The 21576-nt window shown below is 45.4% G+C and carries 31 protein-coding genes and 5 pseudogenes; 23 read left to right on the top strand and 13 right to left on the bottom strand.

All coding sequences use genetic code 11. From position 1 onward, the window contains the following. Positions 1–10: 10 nt before the first annotated feature. The 4 genes from JCM16159_RS15920 to JCM16159_RS07255 form a co-directional block, all read right to left on the bottom strand. Complete coding sequence (locus JCM16159_RS15920) at positions 11–415, bottom strand: hypothetical protein (protein ID WP_243666303.1); 405 nt, start codon at positions 413–415, stop codon at positions 11–13. A gap of 77 nt (positions 416–492) precedes the next feature. Continuing rightward, complete coding sequence (locus JCM16159_RS15915; protein ID WP_243666267.1) at positions 493–819, bottom strand: hypothetical protein; 327 nt, start codon at positions 817–819, stop codon at positions 493–495. Positions 820–872: 53 nt separating this feature from the next. Then, positions 873–1307, bottom strand: a complete 435-nt coding sequence (locus JCM16159_RS07260) for a universal stress protein (RefSeq protein WP_054857396.1) — start codon at positions 1305–1307, stop codon at positions 873–875. Between the two features lie 34 nt (positions 1308–1341). Continuing rightward, a complete protein-coding gene (locus JCM16159_RS07255; protein ID WP_054857395.1) occupies positions 1342–2088 on the bottom strand; it encodes a Dna2/Cas4 domain-containing protein in 747 nt (248 codons plus the stop codon). A 96-nt stretch (positions 2089–2184) separates the two neighbouring features. On the opposite strand from JCM16159_RS07255, the gene JCM16159_RS07250 reads away from it, so the two are divergent. From JCM16159_RS07250 to JCM16159_RS15885, 5 genes and pseudogenes are all read left to right on the top strand, one after another. Further along, positions 2185–3177, top strand: coding sequence for an ROK family protein (locus JCM16159_RS07250; RefSeq protein ID WP_054857394.1), 993 nt, complete (start codon positions 2185–2187; stop codon positions 3175–3177). A 24-nt stretch (positions 3178–3201) separates the two neighbouring features. Beyond that, a pseudogene (locus JCM16159_RS18970) lies at positions 3202–4499 on the top strand (phytoene desaturase family protein). Between the two features lie 7 nt (positions 4500–4506). After that, positions 4507–4871 (top strand): annotated as a pseudogene (gene pth2, locus JCM16159_RS07240) (peptidyl-tRNA hydrolase Pth2). Between the two features lie 4 nt (positions 4872–4875). Further along, positions 4876–5322: a class I SAM-dependent methyltransferase gene (locus tag JCM16159_RS15890; RefSeq protein WP_243666262.1), complete on the top strand. Its 447-nt coding sequence runs from the start codon at positions 4876–4878 to the stop codon at positions 5320–5322. A 59-nt stretch (positions 5323–5381) separates the two neighbouring features. Continuing rightward, positions 5382–5576, top strand: coding sequence for a hypothetical protein (locus tag JCM16159_RS15885; protein WP_243666261.1), 195 nt, complete (start codon positions 5382–5384; stop codon positions 5574–5576). 16 nt (positions 5577–5592) lie between these two features. On the opposite strand, the gene JCM16159_RS15880 is transcribed toward JCM16159_RS15885, so the two are convergent. After that, positions 5593–6651, bottom strand: a complete 1059-nt coding sequence (locus tag JCM16159_RS15880; protein WP_243666260.1) for an aldehyde ferredoxin oxidoreductase C-terminal domain-containing protein — start codon at positions 6649–6651, stop codon at positions 5593–5595. Then, positions 6648–7330 (bottom strand): annotated as a pseudogene (locus tag JCM16159_RS15875) (aldehyde ferredoxin oxidoreductase N-terminal domain-containing protein). Before JCM16159_RS15875 ends, JCM16159_RS15880 begins: the two are co-directional and overlap by 4 nt. A 119-nt stretch (positions 7331–7449) precedes the next feature. Between JCM16159_RS15875 and JCM16159_RS15870 the strand changes: the two are divergent. Both JCM16159_RS15870 and JCM16159_RS07225 read left to right on the top strand, forming a co-directional pair. Continuing rightward, a complete protein-coding gene (locus JCM16159_RS15870; protein ID WP_243666259.1) occupies positions 7450–7674 on the top strand; it encodes an enoyl-CoA hydratase/isomerase family protein in 225 nt (74 codons plus the stop codon). A gap of 5 nt (positions 7675–7679) precedes the next feature. Continuing rightward, a pseudogene (locus JCM16159_RS07225) lies at positions 7680–8246 on the top strand (enoyl-CoA hydratase/isomerase family protein); the annotation flags it as partial. A gap of 91 nt (positions 8247–8337) precedes the next feature. Here the strand turns inward: JCM16159_RS07225 and JCM16159_RS07220 are convergent. Continuing rightward, positions 8338–8619: a hypothetical protein gene (locus JCM16159_RS07220; protein WP_054857393.1), complete on the bottom strand. Its 282-nt coding sequence runs from the start codon at positions 8617–8619 to the stop codon at positions 8338–8340. A 62-nt stretch (positions 8620–8681) separates the two neighbouring features. Between JCM16159_RS07220 and rpl12p the strand changes: the two are divergent. Further along, positions 8682–9022, top strand: a pseudogene (rpl12p, locus tag JCM16159_RS07215) (50S ribosomal protein P1). Positions 9023–9060: 38 nt separating this feature from the next. Here the strand turns inward: rpl12p and JCM16159_RS07210 are convergent. Further along, a complete protein-coding gene (locus JCM16159_RS07210) occupies positions 9061–9942 on the bottom strand; it encodes a DUF2208 family protein (RefSeq protein ID WP_054857392.1) in 882 nt (293 codons plus the stop codon). Positions 9943–10043: 101 nt separating this feature from the next. Between JCM16159_RS07210 and JCM16159_RS15865 the strand changes: the two genes are divergently transcribed. The 6 genes from JCM16159_RS15865 (at position 10044) to JCM16159_RS07190 (ending at position 13379) form a co-directional block, all read left to right on the top strand. Beyond that, on the top strand, positions 10044–10418 hold the full coding sequence (locus tag JCM16159_RS15865; RefSeq protein WP_243666258.1) for a hypothetical protein: 375 nt from the start codon (positions 10044–10046) through the stop codon (positions 10416–10418). Between the two features lie 68 nt (positions 10419–10486). Further along, a complete protein-coding gene (locus JCM16159_RS15860; protein ID WP_243666257.1) occupies positions 10487–10753 on the top strand; it encodes a hypothetical protein in 267 nt (88 codons plus the stop codon). Between the two features lie 4 nt (positions 10754–10757). Continuing rightward, on the top strand, positions 10758–11471 hold the full coding sequence (locus JCM16159_RS15855) for a site-2 protease family protein (protein ID WP_243666256.1): 714 nt from the start codon (positions 10758–10760) through the stop codon (positions 11469–11471). A 32-nt stretch (positions 11472–11503) separates the two neighbouring features. Beyond that, positions 11504–11995, top strand: a complete 492-nt coding sequence (locus JCM16159_RS15850; protein WP_243666255.1) for a site-2 protease family protein — start codon at positions 11504–11506, stop codon at positions 11993–11995. Positions 11996–12036: 41 nt separating this feature from the next. Continuing rightward, complete coding sequence (locus JCM16159_RS07195; protein ID WP_054857391.1) at positions 12037–12534, top strand: hypothetical protein; 498 nt, start codon at positions 12037–12039, stop codon at positions 12532–12534. Beyond that, on the top strand, positions 12531–13379 hold the full coding sequence (locus JCM16159_RS07190; RefSeq protein WP_243666254.1) for an N-glycosylase/DNA lyase: 849 nt from the start codon (positions 12531–12533) through the stop codon (positions 13377–13379). The genes JCM16159_RS07195 and JCM16159_RS07190 overlap by 4 nt, the downstream gene beginning before the upstream one ends. On the opposite strand, the gene JCM16159_RS15845 is transcribed toward JCM16159_RS07190, so the two are convergent. Beyond that, entirely contained in the window at positions 13346–14020 is a 675-nt protein-coding gene (locus JCM16159_RS15845) for a DUF126 domain-containing protein (protein WP_243666253.1), read from the bottom strand. The genes JCM16159_RS07190 and JCM16159_RS15845 overlap by 34 nt on opposite strands. A 68-nt stretch (positions 14021–14088) precedes the next feature. Continuing rightward, positions 14089–14730, bottom strand: a complete 642-nt coding sequence (locus JCM16159_RS07180; RefSeq protein ID WP_243666252.1) for a peroxiredoxin — start codon at positions 14728–14730, stop codon at positions 14089–14091. Positions 14731–14969: 239 nt separating this feature from the next. On the opposite strand from JCM16159_RS07180, the gene JCM16159_RS07175 reads away from it, so the two are divergent. From JCM16159_RS07175 to JCM16159_RS07160, 5 genes are all read left to right on the top strand, one after another. Further along, complete coding sequence (locus JCM16159_RS07175; protein WP_243666251.1) at positions 14970–15830, top strand: hypothetical protein; 861 nt, start codon at positions 14970–14972, stop codon at positions 15828–15830. An 82-nt stretch (positions 15831–15912) separates the two neighbouring features. Continuing rightward, entirely contained in the window at positions 15913–16050 is a 138-nt protein-coding gene (locus JCM16159_RS15840; RefSeq protein WP_243666250.1) for a hypothetical protein, read from the top strand. Then, complete coding sequence (locus tag JCM16159_RS15835) at positions 16050–17468, top strand: hypothetical protein (RefSeq protein ID WP_243666249.1); 1419 nt, start codon at positions 16050–16052, stop codon at positions 17466–17468. The genes JCM16159_RS15840 and JCM16159_RS15835 overlap by 1 nt, the downstream gene beginning before the upstream one ends. Positions 17469–17729: 261 nt before the next feature. Further along, a complete protein-coding gene (locus tag JCM16159_RS15830; protein ID WP_243666248.1) occupies positions 17730–17942 on the top strand; it encodes an ArsR family transcriptional regulator in 213 nt (70 codons plus the stop codon). Then, positions 17939–18331: a hypothetical protein gene (locus JCM16159_RS07160; protein ID WP_243666247.1), complete on the top strand. Its 393-nt coding sequence runs from the start codon at positions 17939–17941 to the stop codon at positions 18329–18331. Before JCM16159_RS15830 ends, JCM16159_RS07160 begins: the two co-directional genes overlap by 4 nt. Before the next feature lie 251 nt (positions 18332–18582). Here JCM16159_RS07160 and JCM16159_RS18965 read toward each other — a convergent pair whose 3' ends face one another. The 3 genes from JCM16159_RS18965 to JCM16159_RS07150 are packed head-to-tail and all read right to left on the bottom strand — an operon-like array spanning position 18583 to position 19931. Next, positions 18583–19029 carry a BtpA/SgcQ family protein gene (locus tag JCM16159_RS18965; protein WP_367834383.1) on the bottom strand — a complete coding sequence of 149 codons (447 nt, stop codon included), beginning with the start codon at positions 19027–19029 and terminating at the stop codon, positions 18583–18585. Between the two features lie 23 nt (positions 19030–19052). Next, positions 19053–19376, bottom strand: coding sequence for a BtpA/SgcQ family protein (locus tag JCM16159_RS18960; RefSeq protein WP_367834371.1), 324 nt, complete (start codon positions 19374–19376; stop codon positions 19053–19055). A 60-nt stretch (positions 19377–19436) separates the two neighbouring features. Continuing rightward, complete coding sequence (locus tag JCM16159_RS07150; protein ID WP_243666246.1) at positions 19437–19931, bottom strand: cob(I)yrinic acid a,c-diamide adenosyltransferase; 495 nt, start codon at positions 19929–19931, stop codon at positions 19437–19439. 94 nt (positions 19932–20025) lie between these two features. Between JCM16159_RS07150 and JCM16159_RS07145 the strand changes: the two genes are divergently transcribed. From JCM16159_RS07145 to JCM16159_RS15820, 4 genes are read left to right on the top strand one after another with little or no spacing between them, the layout of a single operon-like run. Next, a complete protein-coding gene (locus JCM16159_RS07145; protein ID WP_054857389.1) occupies positions 20026–20514 on the top strand; it encodes a hypothetical protein in 489 nt (162 codons plus the stop codon). Further along, the gene (locus tag JCM16159_RS07140) at positions 20502–20834 is read left to right on the top strand and encodes an NADH-quinone oxidoreductase subunit K (protein ID WP_054857388.1); all 333 of its coding nucleotides are present in this window, start codon (positions 20502–20504) and stop codon (positions 20832–20834) included. Before JCM16159_RS07145 ends, JCM16159_RS07140 begins: the two co-directional genes overlap by 13 nt. A 21-nt stretch (positions 20835–20855) precedes the next feature. Continuing rightward, entirely contained in the window at positions 20856–21455 is a 600-nt protein-coding gene (locus tag JCM16159_RS15825) for a hypothetical protein (RefSeq protein WP_243666245.1), read from the top strand. Further along, positions 21419–21556, top strand: a complete 138-nt coding sequence (locus JCM16159_RS15820; protein WP_243666244.1) for a hypothetical protein — start codon at positions 21419–21421, stop codon at positions 21554–21556. Before JCM16159_RS15825 ends, JCM16159_RS15820 begins: the two co-directional genes overlap by 37 nt. The last annotated feature ends 20 nt before the right edge of the window (positions 21557–21576 follow it).

Below are 21576 nucleotides of genomic sequence, written 5' to 3'. Positions count from 1 at the left end.
CGGCGTTTAATTACTCATTACTCCTAACATTATATCTCCTCCTAAGCTCCATTGATAATTCAAAGGCCTTATTAAGTATGGAGTACTTAACATCATCTATTGTCCTCAAATCCTTATATATACCCCTTGCCATTAACTCCACAAACCTGTCCTCAATTGCCGCGACGTCAACGTGCGGATCTTCAATACCCAACTCCTCCATGTAGTCCGTGAGATCCTTGCGTAAATCCTCAATGAGCAACTCATTCTTAGGTACCTTAAACGGTATTCTAATTTCAATGCCTTCTGTGGGCGGTACTTTCCTAATAACATTCTTAAGTATTAATGTGTATGGCACGTATATCAACTCATTACGTGAACTCCTAATTATTAGGCCTATCGATGATTGCTTAATTATGTAGCCCTTAATCCCCATGACCTCCACGTGATCCCCAACATCCAGTGAGTAATCCTTAATGAGCCTAGTTATTTTACCCGTGAAGTACTCCTCAATTATTGGCCTAGTGCTAGTATCAATATTACGGCGAAAACAACAAGTAAGGTACCAACGATCAAGTACTGCTGATAAACATAGGCTATTGCTGATAGTATTGTCACTACTAACATCATTCTGAAGATGAACTTCGCATTCTCAACATCACCCTTCCTCGAAAGTTTCACGAAGGCCCTAACCAACTTATCAAATGCGTAATCAAGCACGAAGTAGATGGCCACGGCAGCCACAAGCACGATGATGGCTGTCCAGACCCAACTAGGGACTAGGCCGCTTACTCCGCTACCAATATTACCTGGATTACTTGCATTAATTATTTCGGCCATACTATGAATATCAATAATGATTAAGACAATCCGTGTTTTAAGCCTAACCTCATCTAATGAACAACAAGAACGGGCCTATTAGCATACCTAACAACCTTCTCACTCACTGAGCCCAGGAGAAAGCGGGTCAATCCCCTCAACCCCCTAGAACCAACTATTATTAAGTCGACGTTTAGGTTATTTGCAACATTTATTATGGTTTCAGCCGCGTCAGTGCCGACTTCAAGGAGGCCTTCCACGTCGACGCCGAGGTTTCTAGCACGTTCAACAGCCCTATTCAGCAAGTCCCTGCCCTGTTTTTCCATGGAGTCAATTAGGGCCGGGTACATTGATGAGTCGGGAGCTATCGTAATCTTGCCTTCCTCAATTACATGAATTATATAAAGCTTGGCATTAAAGCTCCTGGCAATGTTTATTGCGTAATCTAGGGCCTTATCACCGGCTTTCGAACCATCGTAACCAACCAATATCTTTGTTATAAATGACACTGGCTTTGTATGCATGTTTTATTAATAAGTATTATCAATCATTGGCACTGCTTATACTCGTCATGGATTTGTTGCCCCTGTAAATTGCGTAGGTATTACAAATTGGCTTTAATTCACATCTGACGCAAAGAAGAGGATCCGGTGGCTCCATAGGCCAGCCTTGGTAATTCTCGATAGCCTTGAGTTCCATTATGACGTTTTGGTACTCTCTTCTCAACCTATTTATGGGTAATGACTTAACGTCCCTCATAGTAACTAGGTATGCTTCCCTAATGGTTATACCGGTTTCCTCAAGCATTAATACGTATGAAATCACCTGCTTAAGGTACCTCCTCTCCCTATCTTCATTGAGATTCCACGAACTCTTCAACTCAATAAGCCCCCAAACCTCCTCTCCGTCAAACTCCCTCATATATATAATGTCCGCCCTACCCGAGGTGTCCACAGTCTCTATACCACTTTCGATCTCCACGTGAACCCTGGAATTAGCGAACTTAAACCACTCTTGGTAAAGGTCATGTATCGCCCTTCCCCTAGCCAAGCTCTTTATGCCCTCCATATTCGTTATTGTGCCAAACCTAAGCTTTATCAATGACTTAACAAAGCAATCGTTACTGAAGAAGGACGGTGTGGCCCTACCCGTGGCCTTATCTACGAGGAATAAGTCATCACCAATGACCTGGGCATTCCTCAACATCTCACCCACGTACTCATCAGTCTTCCTCCTAATCTCATCCTCACTCAACACATCGGCTATGGGCTTTACTACCAACTTAACCATAAGATGCAAATAAAGCCATACTTAAAGCCCTTTATAAATCCATCAATTATGCCCAATTAATAACTTAAAAGTACATACATCATTGAAGAACCTAATATGGTGTATGTGGGTGTTGATGTTGGCGCGACATACATAAGGGTTGGGCTTGTGAACGAAGACGGCCAAGTTATCAATAAGGTGAAGACGAGACAGCCAGCAAGTGGTGATGAGAATACCGTGGCTAACGTAATCATTAAATCAATAAGGGATTTAACGGGTAGAGGTGGCATTGATGGCATAGGTATCGGCTCAATAGGCCCGTTAGACCTAAGGGAGGGTATTGTACCCTGGACACCGAACGCACCAATTAAGAGGTTTAAACTCGTGGAACCAATAATCAGGGAGTTCAAGGTACCCGTGGTCCTGGGTAACGATGCGATGGCGGCCGTGTGGGGCGAGTACCTATTCGGTATTGGTAAGGGCATTAACAACCTCGTCTACATAACCCTTAGCACAGGCATTGGCGCTGGCGTCATTGTTGATGGCCACTTACTCGTTGGTAAGGATGGTAATGCTCACGAGATCGGCCACATGGTAATTGACGTGAACTCAGAGATACAATGTGGTTGTGGGGGTTATGGGCATTGGGAGGCCCTTGGTTCGGGGGCTAACGTACCGAGGATCATTAAGGAGTTCATTAAAGGGAGGTCGTACAAGTCGAGGTTGTATGAAAGACTTGTTAAAGGTGAGTATGTAAGTACTGAGGAGGTATTTCAGGCCTATTATGAGGGGGATGAGCTAGCCAGAGATTTCATTGATAATTACCTAATGAAGGTGCACGCAGCCGGCTTGGCCAGCGTCATGAATGCTTACGACCCGGAATTAATAGTGTTGGGGGGTTCAATGGCCCTTAACAACATGGATTTATTTAGAGGAGGAATTGAAAAATACCTAAAGAGATACTTAGCGGTTAAACCAGCACGTATTGAGTTTACTAGGTTTGGTGATGACATAGGCGTCCTGGGCGCGGCGGCGTTGGCAATAAAGGTGCCTGAGTCATTAAGGACCTACGTAGAGCAGTATAGGAAATTCCTTGAGCTAAGTTATTAAAAGTCACGGGTTCTCACATACTTTGTGGTTGATGCTGTTATAATCGGCGCGGGGCATAATGGATTAGTGGCGAGTATAGTCCTGGCCAGGGCCGGGCTCGATGTGCTTGTTCTGGATCATGTGACTTGGCCTGGGGGCTTGGCTGGTTATCACGTTGTTAGCGGCGTTGAGGTGCCCATAGGGCCTACGTACTTGGCCTAATACCCAGTGACTTAATGGGTGAATTGGGGATAAACGTTGACCAGTATAAGCCGGAGCCTATCGCAGTTTACGTAAAGGACGGTGAATTGGTTAGGTGGTGGAGGGGTTTTGAGGATAGGGTTCGTGAATTCAATAGGTGGGGCCTTGGCGATGACCTAAGGGCTATGTGGGGTAAGATCGTGAATTTCCATAGGGCATTACGTAAGTACATGTATAGGTTGGACCGCCGAGTAGGGATGAGTTACTCAATGACCCGGTGCTGGGCGAGTTCATTAAATTGAGGAGTTGGGAGTTCCTTAGCCAATACCTGCCCAGGGAATTTTGGGGTATGTTCATATTCGAGCCATACCTAGACCAGCCAGCCTCCATGGTTGGTTACTACAACCCCGATACCGATTGGTGGTTCCCCGCCAAGGACGGTGAGGTTGGTATGCAGGTCTTTGCCCGTGAATTATACAATGCCGCCCTGAGGGCCGGTGCTAAGGTAGTGCTTGGCCTGGGCGTTAGGAGAGTAATCGTTGAGGGTGGGAGGGTCAGGGGGGTGTTGACCGATGATGGGAGGCGTATTGAGCGAAGGCCGTGCTTTCCACGGCGAGCCCAGTAAACACATTAATTAACCTGGTTGGTGAGGATTACTTCGATGAATCAGTGATTAATAGATTGAGGAACATACCTCCAGGTGGTACGTCTAGGCTGGTCATTGTTAGTAATGGGTCAATTAAATTGAGGGGTGAGTTGAATAATTACAGGGATTCAATACTACAACTACCCTTCGGCGAGACGGTGGTTCATGACAATTACTTAATAGTCACGGGTCTGCCAACTAAGGATGAGCTTAGTGACTATGTAAATATTGATTGGTCTAGTATAAAGGCCTTTGAATTAATAACACCGAGTGATTACGAATCAATATTTAGGTTGGCCGGCGGCAACCTCAATCATCTGCCAATGACGGAGGATTACATGTTTAGTAATAGGCCTGTACCTGGTTGGGGCTACTCAACGCCGATAAGGGGCCTTTACCTGGGTGGTGCAGGTACGTGCCTGGTGGGCAAGTGACTGGGGTGCCTGGTTATAACGCGGCGAGGAAAATACTCAGTGATTGGGGCTCGCTGAGGTGATTGTTTTATGTATAAGCAGGTTATTGTGGTTAGGACTGACCTTGGGATGTCCTGCGGTAAGACGGCCGCCCAAGTGCTCATGGTGCTGTTGGGGCTGTGCTTAGAGTTCTTGAGGATGGTAAGAGGGATTGGCTTGAGTGGTTTAGGGCCTGGGAGTCCTCTGGGCAAAAGAAGGTTGTTTTGATTGCTAACTCACTGGATGAATTACTCAGGCTTAAGGAGAGGGCGGAGAAGCTGGGCCTGCCGACGTTCCTCGTGGAGGATGCAGGCCTCACGGAGTTGCCGCCGGGTACAATCACCGTACTCGCGATTGGGCCCGGACCTGAGGATTTAATTAATAAGGTCACTGGTTCGTTGAGGTTGTTAAGGTGATCATGTGAGCTTATCTCAATTCTTTAAGGACGTGATGAATAAGGTCTTTGCATACTCAAATTATGAATTGGTAAATACGGTTATCACACTCTTCCAACTGAGGAAACTTAGGTATTGGGCCTTTCAAGAGGTACTGCGCTCAATACGTGATTGCAGTGGTTACTTACTTGACCTTGGTGCTGGTGATGGCTCAATGACCAGGTTCGTAATAAATAACGGTCTTAAGCATAGGCCAATAATATTACTCGACCCAGCAATTAGTGGTCTCAAGACAATGAGTAACCTACACTCTGAGTTGGTTGATAGGGTTGTTGGCGTTAGTGAGTATTTGCCGCTTAGGCAAGGGTCGATGTGCGCCGTGTACACGTCGTTCGCACTGAGGCAATTCAGTAACAAGCCACTTGCCCTACTTGAGGTACGTAGGTCCTCAGGAGGGGTGGTTCATTCATAGTCCTCGAGTTCTGGAGACCCGATAATCCGCTAACCTATGCCGTCCTACTGTTTTACCTAGTGTTTGCACTGCCATTGTTGGTATCTATTGTGGCGCCTAGGGAGGTTTGGGATTACGCCACAATGAGGATTACAGTTAGGGGCATTGGGGGTATTTCATGGCTGAGGAGGTTAATTGAGGATTTAGTCGGCTACACCATATCTTACAGGACCTACCTAGGGATATTCCTACTAATAAGGGCTGTGAGGACCTAGGATTGAGACAGTATCTTTAGCCTGACAAGTGTATCCTGCCTAGGCTCCCAACCTCGTCATAACCCCTAAATTCGTAATACTTCTTGACCATGAACGACCACTCCTCCTCAGTGACCACGTACTGCTTGCCCTCATACTCAACAGGTTCCCTCAACCACCTCGGTGGTAACCTGTCCTGCTCAATCGTGGTACCATTCATGTACCTATGAAGCACAATAATCCTCTGGGCAGCCTCCCTCAACTCATCAACCGTGTAGTTAAAACCCGTCACGGCGTTCATGACATCCCTAATGACGTCCCACGTATATACCGCCCTACCGAACTTACAAAGGAGTATCGAGTCGTACAAGGCATTCCTCTCCTCAATATCCATTACAGCCCTAACCTTCTCCTCGCCAGTGGCGAACCTACCGCCTGCTTGACCAGCAATATCGACGGCATAAGCACTAGACCAAAGGTGATCAGCGCCTCTCTCGGAAATGGCATTGTTGAGTATCATGCCCTTAAGCGTCCTTGGGTCATAGGCAGCCGGCTCAAGGCCCTTAACATGTATTGCCAAGTCTTGTACGCCTAACTTCTCGGCAATGGCCTTAGTGCCCAATGCGGCTAGCTCACCAAGCCCACGCCTATAGGCGGTATCGATTATTAAGCGCTTAATACCCTCGTAATCACCCCACCCTGGCGCGCCCTTAATGATACCTCTCTCACCTAGGTATATTAGGAACGCTAATGTGTTTCCGAGACTTATCGTGTCGAAACCAAGCCTATCGGCTAGCTCCGCAAGGTCAATGAGCCTCTGTGGGTCGTGAATACCCGTTAGGCCTCCAAGGGCCATTGTTGTCTCATACTCAAGGTCGTACTCACCATTGCTTGATTTAACGACTTTATGACAGGCCACTGGGCAGTATAGGCAGGCGCCATGCTTAATGAAGTACCTTGGCTTTAGTACCTTCTCCCACGATATGTCCTCCCAATTGGGCATGACAACCCTGGTCCAGTAAATTGATGGGAAGAACCCCATGCCATTACCAACGTCTATAAGCCTTACAGTGCCGCCTTGCCTGTACGGTATCATGCCTGGGTTCGTGACGGCTTGCTACTTAGGTTCCTAACCAAGTCCTGGTAGGCCTTATCATCGGCCACATCCACGGCCTTGCTAACGGGTATGAAGGTTATGGCCTTCACACCCTTACTACCCATGACAGCCCCAGCCCCAGTACGCCCAAATTGTCTCCACTCCTCATGGCCGATGCACGCATATGGCACCTTATTCTCACCGGCAGGCCCAATCGTTAGGACCGCTGAATCCCTAAACTCCCTTTTAATGGCGTGCTCAGTCTCCACTGCGTCCATGCCCCATAACTCCCTCGCATCTCTAAACTCGACCTTACCATCACTAATCACTAAATGAACGGGCCTTGAACTTACGCCGGTAATCACTACGGCATCAATGCTGCATACTTCATGTACGCACCGAGCGTCCCACCAACAGTTGAGTAACTCCACCTACTCGTGAGTGGCGACTTAAATATTGCAGCGGCCCTAGTCGCTAATGGCATTCTCGTACCACCTAGAGGCCCCGTGGCTATTATCAACGGATTTTCAGGGCCATACGGATCAACGTCGTTAAGGTTCAGGTTCAAATCAAAGATTATCTTTAGCCCTAACCCCCTGCCTCCTATGAATAACCTAGCCACATTTTCACTAATGCCCTCAGCCCTCACCTCGTTACGGCTTAAATTAATCCAGAGCATCCTACCTGCATAACCATGCATATCGACATTGCCTCACTTAATAACTGATTAATAAGGGCTTACTCAAACATTTTAATCCCGGTACTCATTTAAAATCAGCGCCCCTTAACAATAGGTTTGTGGAGAAGACGTACTCCAATGGCGATTGGTTAGTAAGGGTTAGCAACGGCGTTGCCGAGGTCATAATAAATAGGCCACCACTGAACCTAATAACGCTTGAGATGAGGAGGGACCTGGGCAGGATAATAAATGAGTTGGAGCAGGACAGTAACGTGAGGGTCGTGATTTTCGAGGCAGTGGTGATAAGGCATTTAGCGCGGGCGGTGATGTTACGGAATTCCTAAACACCACACCCAGCGAATTAATTGATTGGGGTAAAATGATAGAGGCCGTGGAGAACCTCAGCAAGCCGACGATAGCCCTCCTCAGGGGCTACGTACTTGGCGCAGGCACAGAATTAGCCCTCGCCTGCGACATTAGGATAGGCACGCCGGACGTGGAAATAGGACTTCCCGAGATAAGGCTTGGCATGGTGCCGGCAAGTGGTGGACTGACAAGGATTGTTAAGGCGCTCGGCCCACTCCGTGCGAGGTATTACCTACTCCTTGGTAGGAGGATTAAGGCGGAGGAGGCGATACAGCTTGGCTTAATTCACGAGATTGTTGATCAGGCTAAGGCTCATGATAGGGTTATGGAGATAGCCAAGGACTTAATGTCACTGTCACCACTTGCGATTAAGGCGTTGAAGGAGGCCATTAGGTTGATCCAGGACTCGCCAATGGAGGTTGGTTTTGACCTTGAGAGGAAGGCCTTTGCATTACTGCGATACAGCCAGGACTTCCAGGAAGGCATTAGGGCGTTTAAGGAGAGGAGGCAACCCAGGTTCCAGGCTTATAATGTGGCGAAAGATTATTAAATCAATGTTAATACTGCTTAATTACCACACAGAGACCCGACGAGCGGGCCGATGAAGGTCGTGGGTTACCCCGGCCATATTTCATCCTTACTCATTTTAGGTAATTATCAAGGTCTTTAATTACAAGTCTTAAATCATCCGTAATTTCATAAGTAATCCTCTTCACATCGCCATTAATAATCACATATATCTGCGGTATCCTCACTACTCCATTATCAATCCCATACTTAATGATTAACCGTAGAGCCTCTTGGTCTTCGTAATTCATGGTCTCGCAATCAATACCTGCCTTAATAAATTGTGAACACAACATACTTAATTGGTCCTTGAAGTAATCCCAATCGGCCGTTACTATGACTATCTTCTTCGGCATCTATGACTTATTGAATTAAGTAATGTTTTTAAAGCGGTTTTCAACTGACATGTCGAGGAGGTATGGAGTACGTATATGCAGCATTACTGTTACACTACGGCAAACAACCCATTAATGAGGAGAATGTAGTCAAGGTCCTGCAGGCAGCTGGTATACAGGTTGATGAGGTTAGGGTTAAGGCTTGGTGGCTGCTCTTAAGGAGGTTAACATTGACGAGGCCATAAAGACTGCCGTCGCAATGCCGGTGGCCGCCGCCCCTGCGGCTGCAGCCCAGGCAGGCGGTGCTGCAGCTGGTGGTGAGCAGAAGACTGAGACTAAGGCGGAGGAGAAGAAGGCCGAGGAGAAGAAGGAGGGCCCAAGCGAGGAGGAGATCGCGGCAGGCCTTGCAAGTCTATTTGGCTGAATTAAATATTGTCATTAAACTTTCAATTTTACTTAAAATTATTGAATAGTACCCTCCTCAATCTTAAATAGGGTCTTCATTGCCTTATCCCACAGGTCCCTTGGTGACTTATGGTAAATCCTTATCTTTGTGTATGGTAATCCAGACAGTGGTTTTGAGAGTTGGAATTCGATGAATCTTCTCTTCTCATTAATCACTATCTGCTTGACTTGTATTGGCGACTTGAGTAGGTACATACCATCAATGAGCATCGCATCTCTGAAGATTATTAATTCCTTGGTTACTGTGTATGGGTAGTCTGTAATCTGAACGTTCATTGACATAAAGGGCATCCTCATTATCCTGAAAATCACGTACATGAGAATGAAGAAGACTCCGAAATATATGAGGTAGTCAATGAAGTATGCGTAAAATAGGTTTGCCTCCTGAATTGTTGATGTGAACCAGGGCTTTAGGTAGTAACCAATGTCCATCGTATCTGATATGTACTTAGCCAGTGCTATGAATGGCCCGGAAAGTACATACGTATAGAGCAGGAGCAAGCCTATTAGGACGACCATGAGTATCACCATGTTTTTCATCTGGGACTTAACGAACCTATTCGTTTCCTGAATGTACTCGGGATCCTTCTCCATCGCCTTCATGAAGTCATCACGAGTTAACTTCTCCACGGCGCCGGACTTCGTCATCTTCATGTACTCCTCAATCTCCCTAAACCTAACCCTAGTGCTCCTAATGCCTATGGCTATGGCTATTCCAAAGAATATGGCTAAATAAGCAATTACTATTATCCAGGTTATAGATGCTTCATGCGCAATGTTACCCCAGGCACCGACTATGGCGAAGACTAGTACGAACGCTATAGGCCATACATACCTAAATACCTTATTCCAGGTACTGCCCTGTTGTTGCGGGTACATCTCGGGTTTCCTTAATTCTAATGCCCATTTAAAACTTACCAAATGCTGGGTGATGTGCGAGGAAAGATTTATTTCCCGCATTAGCTATTGCCCTAGCGAAAATGAATGCTAGTAATGAATTAGTGATAAATGTGATTTGTGATAATGAGGTGAAGGCGCCCAATGTGAATGGGGATAACTCCATATCCTTACTGATCAATAATGAGTTAATGATTGATACATGCTCAAGCACTAGTAAGTTAATTAGTAATAGTAAGGCGTTGGGCATTAGCATTAAGCCTAAGTTACTGGTCATAACGACACCGGTTAATCATCACTGGGGTGGTATTGACGCCATTAATGGAGTATCCACAGTAGCCATACCCGTTGACAACACAATGCATGGCTTTGAACTAAGAAGTAAGCTTTATGAACTAGGTCTTGACGCTCTTGAGGTTGATGGTAGGGAAAGAATTAAGCTCACTCTAGGACCGTAGAGCTTATTAGGGTCGGTAATAAAAGGGTTGGCGAGTTATTCATTTATTTTCCCAACTATAGGCTACTGGTGAGCGGTTGCGGGTTAAACCTATGGCTCATTAATGATGATGAAATAACGAAGTTCTTCGGGGAATTGGGCGTTAGGTACTTCGTGGGTGGTTTGGGAGCTACATCAATAAGTGAATACCAAGGCGCATTATTGAGGGACATTATTAGGAACCTAGGCGGGGTTTATCCACTACATGGTACTGGTCCCAGGCTCAGGAGGGAATTGGTAAGTAATTACAGGAATGCCCATGATGCTGGTACAGGTTCTGTACTGAGGTTTAGGTGATGCCATGCAATACCTAGGCCTGTTAATAATCATCGCCGCCTGGTTCGTAATTGTTGGGATAATATACCTACTTAGGAGTCTCGGTATCAATGTGCCTGTGAAGGTTTACTACGGGGTATTCATAATGCTTAGGGATGAGGAGTTGGTTAAGGAGGTGATTGCGCCGCTCGGTAACCTACTGCGTAGGTTACCTAGTTGGTTAGTCATAGCACTGACTGTAGGCTTCTTCTCCGTTTCCATGTTTATAATTGTACCAATACCACTGACAATCATGGGTATAAACGCATGGGGCTTACCATCAATGCTCTACCTAATGTTTAGGAACTTAATTCTAATGGTCATAGCCATGATGCATAGACTAAGCCCAATAGAGACTGTGAGGAGTGGCTTCACCCCACTGGCTCCATTAATACCTGGCGTTACTGTGTCTCTTTACACGTTTATTTACATAATAGTCGCCATAGGCATTGGAATACTACTACACGAACTTGCACATGGAGCCGTATCATCTAGGTACGGAATAAGGATAAAGTCCGGAGGGGCCTTTGCCTTCCTTTTCCTCGCCTTTGGCGGATTCGTTGAAATCGACGAGGAGGAATTAAGGAATAGGAGCATCCTAATTAGACTCGCGGTTTACTCGAGTGGTGTGTTCATGAACGTAGTACTCGCCTATGTGGCGGTGGCTATCGTAGAGCTAGCAATGATGAGCCTAAACTAACGCAGGACCTCCTGGGCACCACGGTTGTTTATGTGGTTAATTCCACGGATATAGCCCTTAGGAATGGTTATATAATAACGGCCGTGAACAACCAACCCGTGGCCAGTATTTACTCACTAATTTCGATACTGAGCTCAACAAACTCAAGTAGTGTCACATTAACCATACTTAACCCGGCCAATGGCGCCATGTTCAATGAGGTCTTAAGTACGGGTAATTTGTCAATGTCTCTGCTTGGGTATTCGGCCTTGTATATAAGTCCGTGGGGTATCGTTGTTGAGAGTAGGTCCTTCTACAACCTAATGTTTTGGATATATACATTGAACCTAACCCTGGCGTTACTCAATGCCTTTCCAGCGTATCCACTTGACGGCGGTCAATTCCTGGAGACATTACTTGCAAGTGTGATAAAGAATCAGGAATTAAGGAGTACATTTATGATAATAATATCAGTAGTGCTGTGGTCCCTCATAGGATTAACCCTGTACTACACGTTAGCAACCGGTTTGTACAGGTTGATTTAGGGTGCGTGATTCTTTAATAATTCCCAACTAAGGTGCTGGTAATGTGCGGTAATACCATTGACCAGTCAAGGGACGTTAACATGAGGATTAGGAGGGGTTTCATACTTGGTGTAATTGTTACGTTTCTACTATTCATAATGGGGTTAACAAGTCTTGGCCAGGCCTTTGCCCTGGAGCCGAGGTATTACTACGTGATTTATGAATCTGGCGAGATCATACATGTTGGTTACGTACCATTCTACATCTATATGTGGAGGGTTTCATCATTAATATTCCTTGCCTGGGTGATTACGTACGTAGCGTACATAATAAAGTCATCACATGTTCTCGATTCTGCAGGTGTTGTATATGGCATCTCCTACGTAATCACCCACTACATTTACCTATTCACAATAGGCGCGCCGGTGATTATTTATCCCTTCACCTACGTGTTAATCACCGTGGGCAAGCCCCTCCTTTACCTTGATTGGGGTCAAGTCATTGCGTTAATAACCATTTGGAGGCTTTACTTAATTCGCAGGTTAATGCGGGGTTTATGATGAATAGCGTTAAGGAGAGAATAGCGAGTTTATTGCGTGGGCTCGGCATCAATTGGGTCAGGGGATTCGAGGAGAGGGACCCTCAATACTTAGCTGTGGCTAGATTATGCCGTGGATTTGGTCATGATGTGGAGGTGGCACTAAGGTTAACTATACTTAATGCCCTAGTTAGTTATCAATTGGCTGGTAAGGGTGAGGACCACTGGAATTACTTCGCCAATTACTTCATTGGGAATAAACCCGTTAATTTATGTGAGGACTTCATTAATTACGTGATGAGTAGTAGGTACTTAGTTCGTTACAGGGATTCTAGGGTGAGGAGGATTAGGAACGTTTGTCCACAAATAGCCAAGTTAAGCCTTAGTAGATACCTTAATGACTTATCATCGCTGTGGAGATTACTTTCGAATATAACAAAAACGCGTGGTGATGAGAAGACCATAGTGTTTGCCGTTAAGATGGCTTATTACGTGGGTAGGGTCTGTGGGCTTGGTGTTTCGGTTCCAATGGAAATACCAATACCCGTTGATTATAGGGTTACCGTAATAACAATATGTAGTGGGTTAATTACGGTTACGGTAAACCCCAACAATGTGACTGGCCTGGCTAGGGAGTTAATGACTAGGCGTAGGGCGGAGATTCAGCATGTGTGGAATGAGATTGGCAGACTCAGTGACATACCGCCGCTTAACCTCGACTCCGTGGTTTGGGTCCTCGGTGGATTACTAATTAATTCCTCATTCAATATAGATAAGGCAATTAATGAAGTAAGGGCTCTCGGCGCACTTAATGAGAAGGTCTCTGAATTACTTCATTTGTTTGGTGGACGCTGTGTCGAGAGGTAGGCATTAATAATGATTTCCCTGGCCCCCCTATATATTTGTGAGTGGTTCTTATTTGTCTTAAATCTACGTATTAGCTCAGCCCTATCACCCTTAATTACTATGTAGCCGCTTGAGACGAGCCTATCAAGTATTGCCTTGGCATAACTGGGGCCGAGCCAGTAGGTCATCATCCTATAAACCTTCAAGTACTTAAGCTTGGCCTTACCATTCCTCAACTCAAGCTCCTCAAGCAGTAATAACGCAAGTCTCGCTTCAGGCTCATTGACATAGACCTCACCCCTATCCAGGTCAACCCTGGCAATGGCGCCACTACTAAGGTTCAGTATATCCCTGGGTAGGTTAGTCATTATTGGTATCTGCGCCATGACAGCCCCAATTATAAGCATCGTATCAGCCTTAACACTGAGTATCACCAGTGGAGCCTTACCATACTTACTCAGTTGGTACATAACGTAGGGACCCACAGTCGAACCCCTCGAACTAGGTATCACCAAAACCTTACCCACAATGCTTGCGCTAATAGTCCTTATGACGCCATTTCTGCCATCAACATCGCCGAGGAAGGAAAGTGGTTCTCGATAAACCACCAACTCACCACTAACAATGCCATTTCCAAACACGGTCTCCCCCTTAAATTTCATGCGAGTTCAGGGTAATTATGAAAAATAATTACCTTATATTTTTTTAGGGGATTTAATGAGAGTTTTCATTACTCAATCCTAATCTTAATAATTCTCTTGGTCTCCTCAACCTCCTCCTTAGGCAACTCCCTATATGTCAACCACCAGGCATAGCCCTTATACTGCTGAAGTCTCTTGGGAGCCTCCTCAACATGGTGTGGTGGCGGATTCAACACATTCTCACCAATTACCTCATTATATGGCCAGTTAGCTGGCATGACAACGCCATACTTATCAATTAACTGTAATGATCTAACAATTCTAAGGATCTCGGGTATATTCCTACCAAGTTCCAGTGGGTAGTATAGTATTGTCCTTATTGTTGCCTTGTCATCTACTATGAAAACGGTCCTAACGGTGTTCGTGCTTGACTCTGCGTGAAGCATCCCTAGGGCCCTTGATACATTACCCAATGGATCGGCGATTATTGGGAATGGTATCTTAACACCAAGGGCCTTCTCAATCCACTGTACCCACTCGATATGGCTAATATCCGTATCAACACTTAGGCCTATTAACTCAGTATTCAGTTTCTTAAAGTCGTCATAGTGCTTGGCGAAGCTTACAAATTCTGTAGTACATACTGGTGTGAAGTCGCCTGGGTGGCTGAAGAGTACGAACCACTTGCCCTTGAAGGCATCCGGTAGCTTCATTGGTCCGTGGGTCGTCATTACATTTAACTCAGGGAATTTCTCCCTATTGATGGGATTGTTATTGGCATACTACGGGTCAATAAATGACCATGTATTTAAATGAGGTTTCTTTGTTATTTTGAATTTACTAGACAAATAGTTAAATGATGCATCGATTTACATATAATGAAGTTATGAATTACAGGTTCATTCGCATCATTTAAAATATACGTGTTGAATTACTTTAAATTAAAAACTATTCGTTCAAATAGCGAATTATGAGTAATGAAAGCATCGCATTACTCATTATGTATATTTTTATTGTATTCACGGTGATCCTACCATTAATGGCAATCCCAGTTGGTGCTCGATTAGGTTACTTCGGCATTTTCAATATACGTGCTATAATCAATGAGTATATCGACACCATGGTTTACCTGGTACCCCTGTTAATATTAGGTGCCCTACTAATTTATAGATATGCGACGCCACTCGCCAGGGTCATCCTGAGTGATGTGGTTAGGGTTTATGAATCTCACGGCATTTTAGATATCTTCATCCGTAAAAGGCTACTTCAATTATACCTATTATTGTTAATACCAGCCTTAATTTCATACTTAATCAATGTGGGGGTTATCAGGATTGTGAGTCCTAATTACGTAATGCTTTACACAACGCCATTCACAAGCTCATTTAATTTGATGCTCATGATAGTAGGCATTATCAACTTAGTATTGAGCACATGGTTAATAATTAGTGTTTCTTATCTGCAATTGAGAATCGTCGTAAAACGCATAGTTAATAGATTAGGTAGTGCAATAGGCAGTACAGTGGGTATTGCGGCGTCTACGGGTACGGCAGCGTTTGTGGGTTCAGCATGTGGGTTGGGTGTTTGTACGATGCCCATTTCCAGCGTTTCCCCCATGGCTATGATCGCGATGAGTCTCTTCGATGTTAACGCCTTTGAATTAATTCATTATTCATTAATCATTCTATTATCACTAACATTAATTACTATAGCCTTACTATTAATTGTCCATAGAGGCATAGTTAAGGTTCATAATGTTCATGGAGTTAATCTCAACTCCACCTTTAATGAAGAATACGCACACTTCACATATACATTCAATTCAATTTAAGAGCCCAGGTAAGAATTTTCACACAATTGTTAGCAAAGTTTTACTACTTAGAGTTAATCCATTAAATCGCACTGCGGCAATCATGATAGTAATAATATTTATCGCAGTCATGGTTGGCGGTTATACATTGAGATGTGTGGTCATAGCCACTGCCTACTTCCACATGCCAATAACGCCATTCTATAACACGCAACCACAGTGGGGTCCGTGGTGGGGGTGATGGGCATGGAGACGGCCACAAAGCTTACCCATGAGGAGACTAGGAAGGGCTTACTAATCACGAGGAGAGATTTCCTAAGGATTGCTAGCGTAATAGTTGCGGCAGCGGCACTCCTAGGCACCGTGGGTAGGGAGGCATTTGTCTTTGGGCAGGTATTTAAGGAGAGCAAGTTGGCTTCTGAGGAGGTAACGAGCGATGTTGTTGCGTTCACAACATGCTATGGATGCCTAGGTAGATGCAATGTCGAGGTTGTAATAAGTGGAACAACTAAACTACCTAGGTTCATAACGGGTTCAATATTTACTAGGAACCAAGGCGCTACTTGTGATATAGGCGTAACGACAATGCTTCACTACCTAAGCCCAGCAAGGCTAAGATCGCCATTGCTTAGGGTACCCACTAGCGAAAGGTGTGAGGGAGACTTCGTGGAAATTACGTACGATGATTTACTAGACATACTTGCAAATGGAGATAATTCATCCTACTTACAAGAAAGAGGCTGGAAATACGGATTCCTAGGCCTTAAGCAAATTAGGCAATGCTGCCCATACAAGTTCGTATACTTCACGGGCAGGGACCAGTATAATCCAACTGAGAACACGTGGTTCGCCGCAATGTTTGGTACGCCGAACCAGGCAGCACACGGCGGCTTCTGCGCAACGGCTGTGGCGTCAGGCGGTTCCTACGCAATGGGCGGTACCTGGTGGGAGTACGGTGGTTGGGACAGTGATTACACCAAGCTCTTGATCATTGCCGGCATGACCGTGTACACCTCAGAGACCACACCAAACAGTACTGAAATAACGACAATGGAGCCCGAGTTAGTGCCCGTTAGCATAGGCACAATAACCGTGAACGCAACTCAGGGAGGCGCCGTTGCAGTGGGTAACCTACTGGTGATAATACCACCCGGCACCTACGTCAAGACACCAAGCGGCCAAATACTCAGTACCTACAACTTCAGCCTGGTGTATCAAGCGGTTTACAACCCAGTATACCTAAATGAGAGCGGCACAATATACTGGCCAATATTCTCCTACGCCTTCGCAGTGAATAATGAGATAAGCCCGGGATACACCTTCGTAAACGCCTCGGGCTCTCCAACACCCGTGATAACCATTGCCCTCCTACCGCCACAGGCGTTCTATAATCCGGGCAGTATGATGATGCCTAATAAGGTTACGGCATCATGGACCTGGTTAGGCTATACGGAGTTACCGGATGGAACACTACTCGGTGGTAACTACGCCTTCGCGGACCCATGGCTTGTGGGCGATGACTACGTAGTAAATGTCGTGTTTGTTAAACCCGTACCTTGGGTCTTCGTGGCACCAATACACGGCTTCACAAACATGACGAGCGCCATGATGTCAATGAGCCAATCATCATCAAGCTACTCATCGGGAGGCTACTCATAATGCGCATTGTGTATTTAAATTTCGTTAAAAAAGCACCAGATTATTTTACCTTTTCGATTCTCATGATCTCACCGTAGCCATAAACTACTTCATTAGTTAGTTAGGCAATACTTTTAGTTATTGCAGTGTTATTACAATTTAGTTTCCAATTCATTATTAATGTCCACAGCACAAATGCACAACTGCCTTATTAACTGATTCGCCTAACATACGTTAATGCTTAAAACTTATAAATCATTGGCAGGTAATGTTGCCTATCTAATGGTTGAGTATGAGAAGGACTTAAAGAAAATACTTATTTGGTTGCTTGGCGGTTCCCGTGGAGGTTTAATGAGATTAAAAATCCTACTATTACTTAAGAAGAAGCCCATGAATCCTCATCAACTGACTAGGGCGTTGAACGTGAATTACAGGACCGTGATTTACCATCTGGAGCTCCTTGAGAGGTACGAATTAGTGAGTAGCTTGACGTGAGTTACGGAGCGCCATACTTCATTAGCGATAGACTTGAAAAGAGGTGGGACCTTATTAGAGATGTCATGAGATTAATGGGCATTAATGAGGAGACGAGGGTGGTGAGCCATGACGCATTACCTATGGTACATAGACATTGGTGCCGCAGTTGTGCAGAAATAATTGTGGCGTTAATACTCAAGAATTACCTAGGAGTTGGTTTTACGAGGATTGGCAGGATATTACTCTCGGTATCAGTAATACTCCTCATTGAGAGCGTATCAATGATAGCGATATACTACGTGTGGTCCACCTGGGGCCTTGGAATGGAGGTCGCGGCACCAATACTACTGATTACGGTACTAAACCTAATCGCGATCTCACTATTGTACATCAAATCAAGGCTTTAAGGACAAATCAGGTGAAAATTAATACTCCGCCTATCCTGATTAAGTTAGCAGGAAGTGCCATAGATATCTATAATTAGCAGGTTAGATTAAGTGCATGATCGTGAATCGTCTGTAAGACGGTCTAGGGCCTGGATGATTATTGGGGAATTGATGGTTGGGCAGGCAGAGTGGAGGTAAGATTATTCTCACCTCCACTCTGCATATCCAAGCCTCGACAGGTAATACCTACTCCCTGGGCTGTGGCATTTTATTCATGGTTTTGCCAAAGCCTTTACTGCATTTACCATGTTTCTGGCCTTTGTGGGGTCTATTTGTCCCTCCTCGTCCTTTAGGTATGTGCCTACTATGAAGCCGTGGGCCTCCCTGTAATCGCCTATGTTGTTTGGGTTTATGCCGCTCCCCACGAGTACCTTCGTGTTTACGGTCTTGATGACCCGCCTAAGTAGTAGTGGGTCTGGTGGTTCTCCTGTCCTTGGGCCTGTAACCACCAGTGCATCTGCCAGGGCCCTCTCAACGCAGTCCTTGGCCACGTCCTCGATGGTCATCCTGTGCAGTGGGCTTGCATGCTTGACGAATATGTCTGCGAGCACGGTGATCTTAGTGTTGAGTCTCGTCATTACCTCGAGGACCTCCCTGGCCACGGGCTCTATTAACCCCTCGGCACTCACTATGGCCTCGCAGTAAGCGTTTGACCTGATGAAGGATGCGCCGGTAACGGCTGCTATTGCCGCGGCTCGGGGCCTGAATTCCTTAGTAGGTTGATGCCGACGGGTATATTCACCGACCTAATGACCTCCCTGGCTATTATCGCCATGGATGCTATGGTCTCCGCCTCCCTAACCCTGGCTCTGAATGGGTAGTCATTGTAATTTTCTAGAATTACTGCGTCAAACCCGACCTCATCGAGTGTCCTGGAATTCCTAACGGCAAAGTCGATTATTGTACTTAGGTCGAGCCCACCATACCTAATTGAGCCAGGTAATGGCGGTAAATGCACAACACCTACGAGCATTGGCCTATCGTCTCTAAACCTCAATGTTGGCATCGTCTAATAACTAAACAAGGGGCATTAAATAGTATTACCATTCAAGGCCTTTTATACCGACTATGCTCTATCGAAGTAATGCTTCCTGGACTCCATGGTTGTTATTAAGTCAGCGATTTCAAGAAACTCACTGGGTGCGTTTCTACCCGTCAGCACGACATTAACCTCAGGCGGTAATGACTTAATACCATCAATCACCTCCTTAGTCGTTAAGTACCCACTCGATACGGCGTTATTGATCTCGTCAAGGATAAGTAGGAACGGCCTAATCTCCATAGCCCTACTCAATGCCATCCTAAACACATCCCTAGGCGTTAGGTGTTGGTCAGGGTCTAGAGAGTAAACATCAACGTGATCACTCAGAAATCTTTTAATGGCTAAGTACTCACCCACGTACTCACCCCTGTAAATCAGGGTTTTCATTAAGTGGGCAATCACTACCTTATAGCCGTGACCAACGGCCCTAAGCACGAGACCTAGGGCTGCCGTGGTCTTTCCCTTCCCATTCCCTGTGTAGAGTAGGATCAAACCCACGATGGCATTCACCGAAATCACTTAATTTGCATTACCGTATTGGGGTTGCTCAATAAACACTTGTAGAATATCGATTGGTTATGCTTAAAAATAGCGAGGCAGTGGGTTCCTTGATATGATTAGTACGTATTTAGAGGGTGCATTAATAACGCTTGGCGTTTTCGCCGTATTATCGGCAATAGGAATTATCATAACTAAGGACAACCTGTACGCGGCAATATACCTAGCCATAACGACTGGGTTGGTTGGTGCGGTGTATGGCCTGTTCGGTATAGCCTATGGCTTCGTATTAATATACCTAATATTCGTTGGCGCCACAATAACAATTACGATAGTCCTGGCTGCTACGTACAGGAAAATCGAGATTAAGGGTGGCGTGGGTAAGTCATGGATAGTGCCAATGATACTGTTCATAATCGCTATAGTGGTTGCCTCGGTATCCACGAAATACAATGTGACGCCAGTCACGGGCCAGTCATTAACGGGTTTCACAACAGCATCGGACGGCCTATTACTAATTGCATTATTGGCGTCACTCCTAATGGCGATAATGATTGGATTAATAATGTATTACCTGGAGGTGAGTGGGGTATGGAGGTCGTGAATGCGGCCATACTGTATGGGTTCGCATCCATAATACTAATGACTGGCTACTACAGCGCATTGAGGGCTAATGACTTAATTAGGATTTTGATATCTCTTGAGCTCATGTTCAATGCGATATTCCTAACCTTAATACCATTATTCACTGTAAGCCCTGTCATTGCCTTTGGAATACTTATTGTCGTTATTCTCTCATCATCCACGGAATTCATGACGTTAATAATAGCGATAATGGCAATGGATAGAATCAGGAGGTCGGTAAGGGTTGAGGAGATTAAGGCTGGTGGTGAGCAGTATGTCGAGACAAAGAGTAATACCTAAATTTAGTACCTGGGGTGGTGCATGATGACTATTCCCTACATATACATCCTCCTCGCCTCAACAGTAATAAACACGGTTGGCACAGCGCCTCTGCTCCTAAGTGAGGGTGCCAGGAGGTATTCTTGGGTAGTGCCATTAATATCAATGCTAATTCTCCTCATGACCCCAGATATTCATCTCCTGGTCTACGTGGCTTTCCTCGTGGTTATTGGCATACTTGGATTAATCACGTTAATGAGAGTAAAATCATCCATAAGAGGCATTGACTACATGCTCATTTCAATAATGATAATAGCCACGGTATTGGCCCTATACACAAGCAACCTAGCCCTAACACTACTGTCGTTGATGCTAGTCTCAGCGCCAACGTACCTACTGATCCTAATGGGTGACCCAAGCATTAGCATTGAGATTGGTGTTAAGTACGTGGTCAACATGATAATAGCCACGGTACTCTTTTTCGTGGGCGCAATAATAATTAGTTCAGGCCCGTCATTAATAACGTACATAATAGGCTTCTCCCTATTACTTCTCGGCCTATCCCTAGAGGTTGGCGCGGCCCCAATGCATGAGTGGGTGCCGACGTGTTCACGGCAGGCAACCCAATACCCGTCGCAATAATAGCCTCAATAGCCAAGATAGCCCCATTCATTGTTGCCGTGAAGATAACGCTGACCACAATGAGCCTCTATGGGGTATCACCGTACTACCTACCTACATAGCCGGCGCCTTCGCAACAATA

Source organism: Vulcanisaeta sp. JCM 16159 (assembly GCF_001316265.1).
Lineage (GTDB): Archaea > Thermoproteota > Thermoprotei > Thermoproteales > Thermocladiaceae > Vulcanisaeta.
Note: the sequence above shows the minus strand (reverse complement) of the source record. Positions and strands in the feature narration are given on the sequence as shown.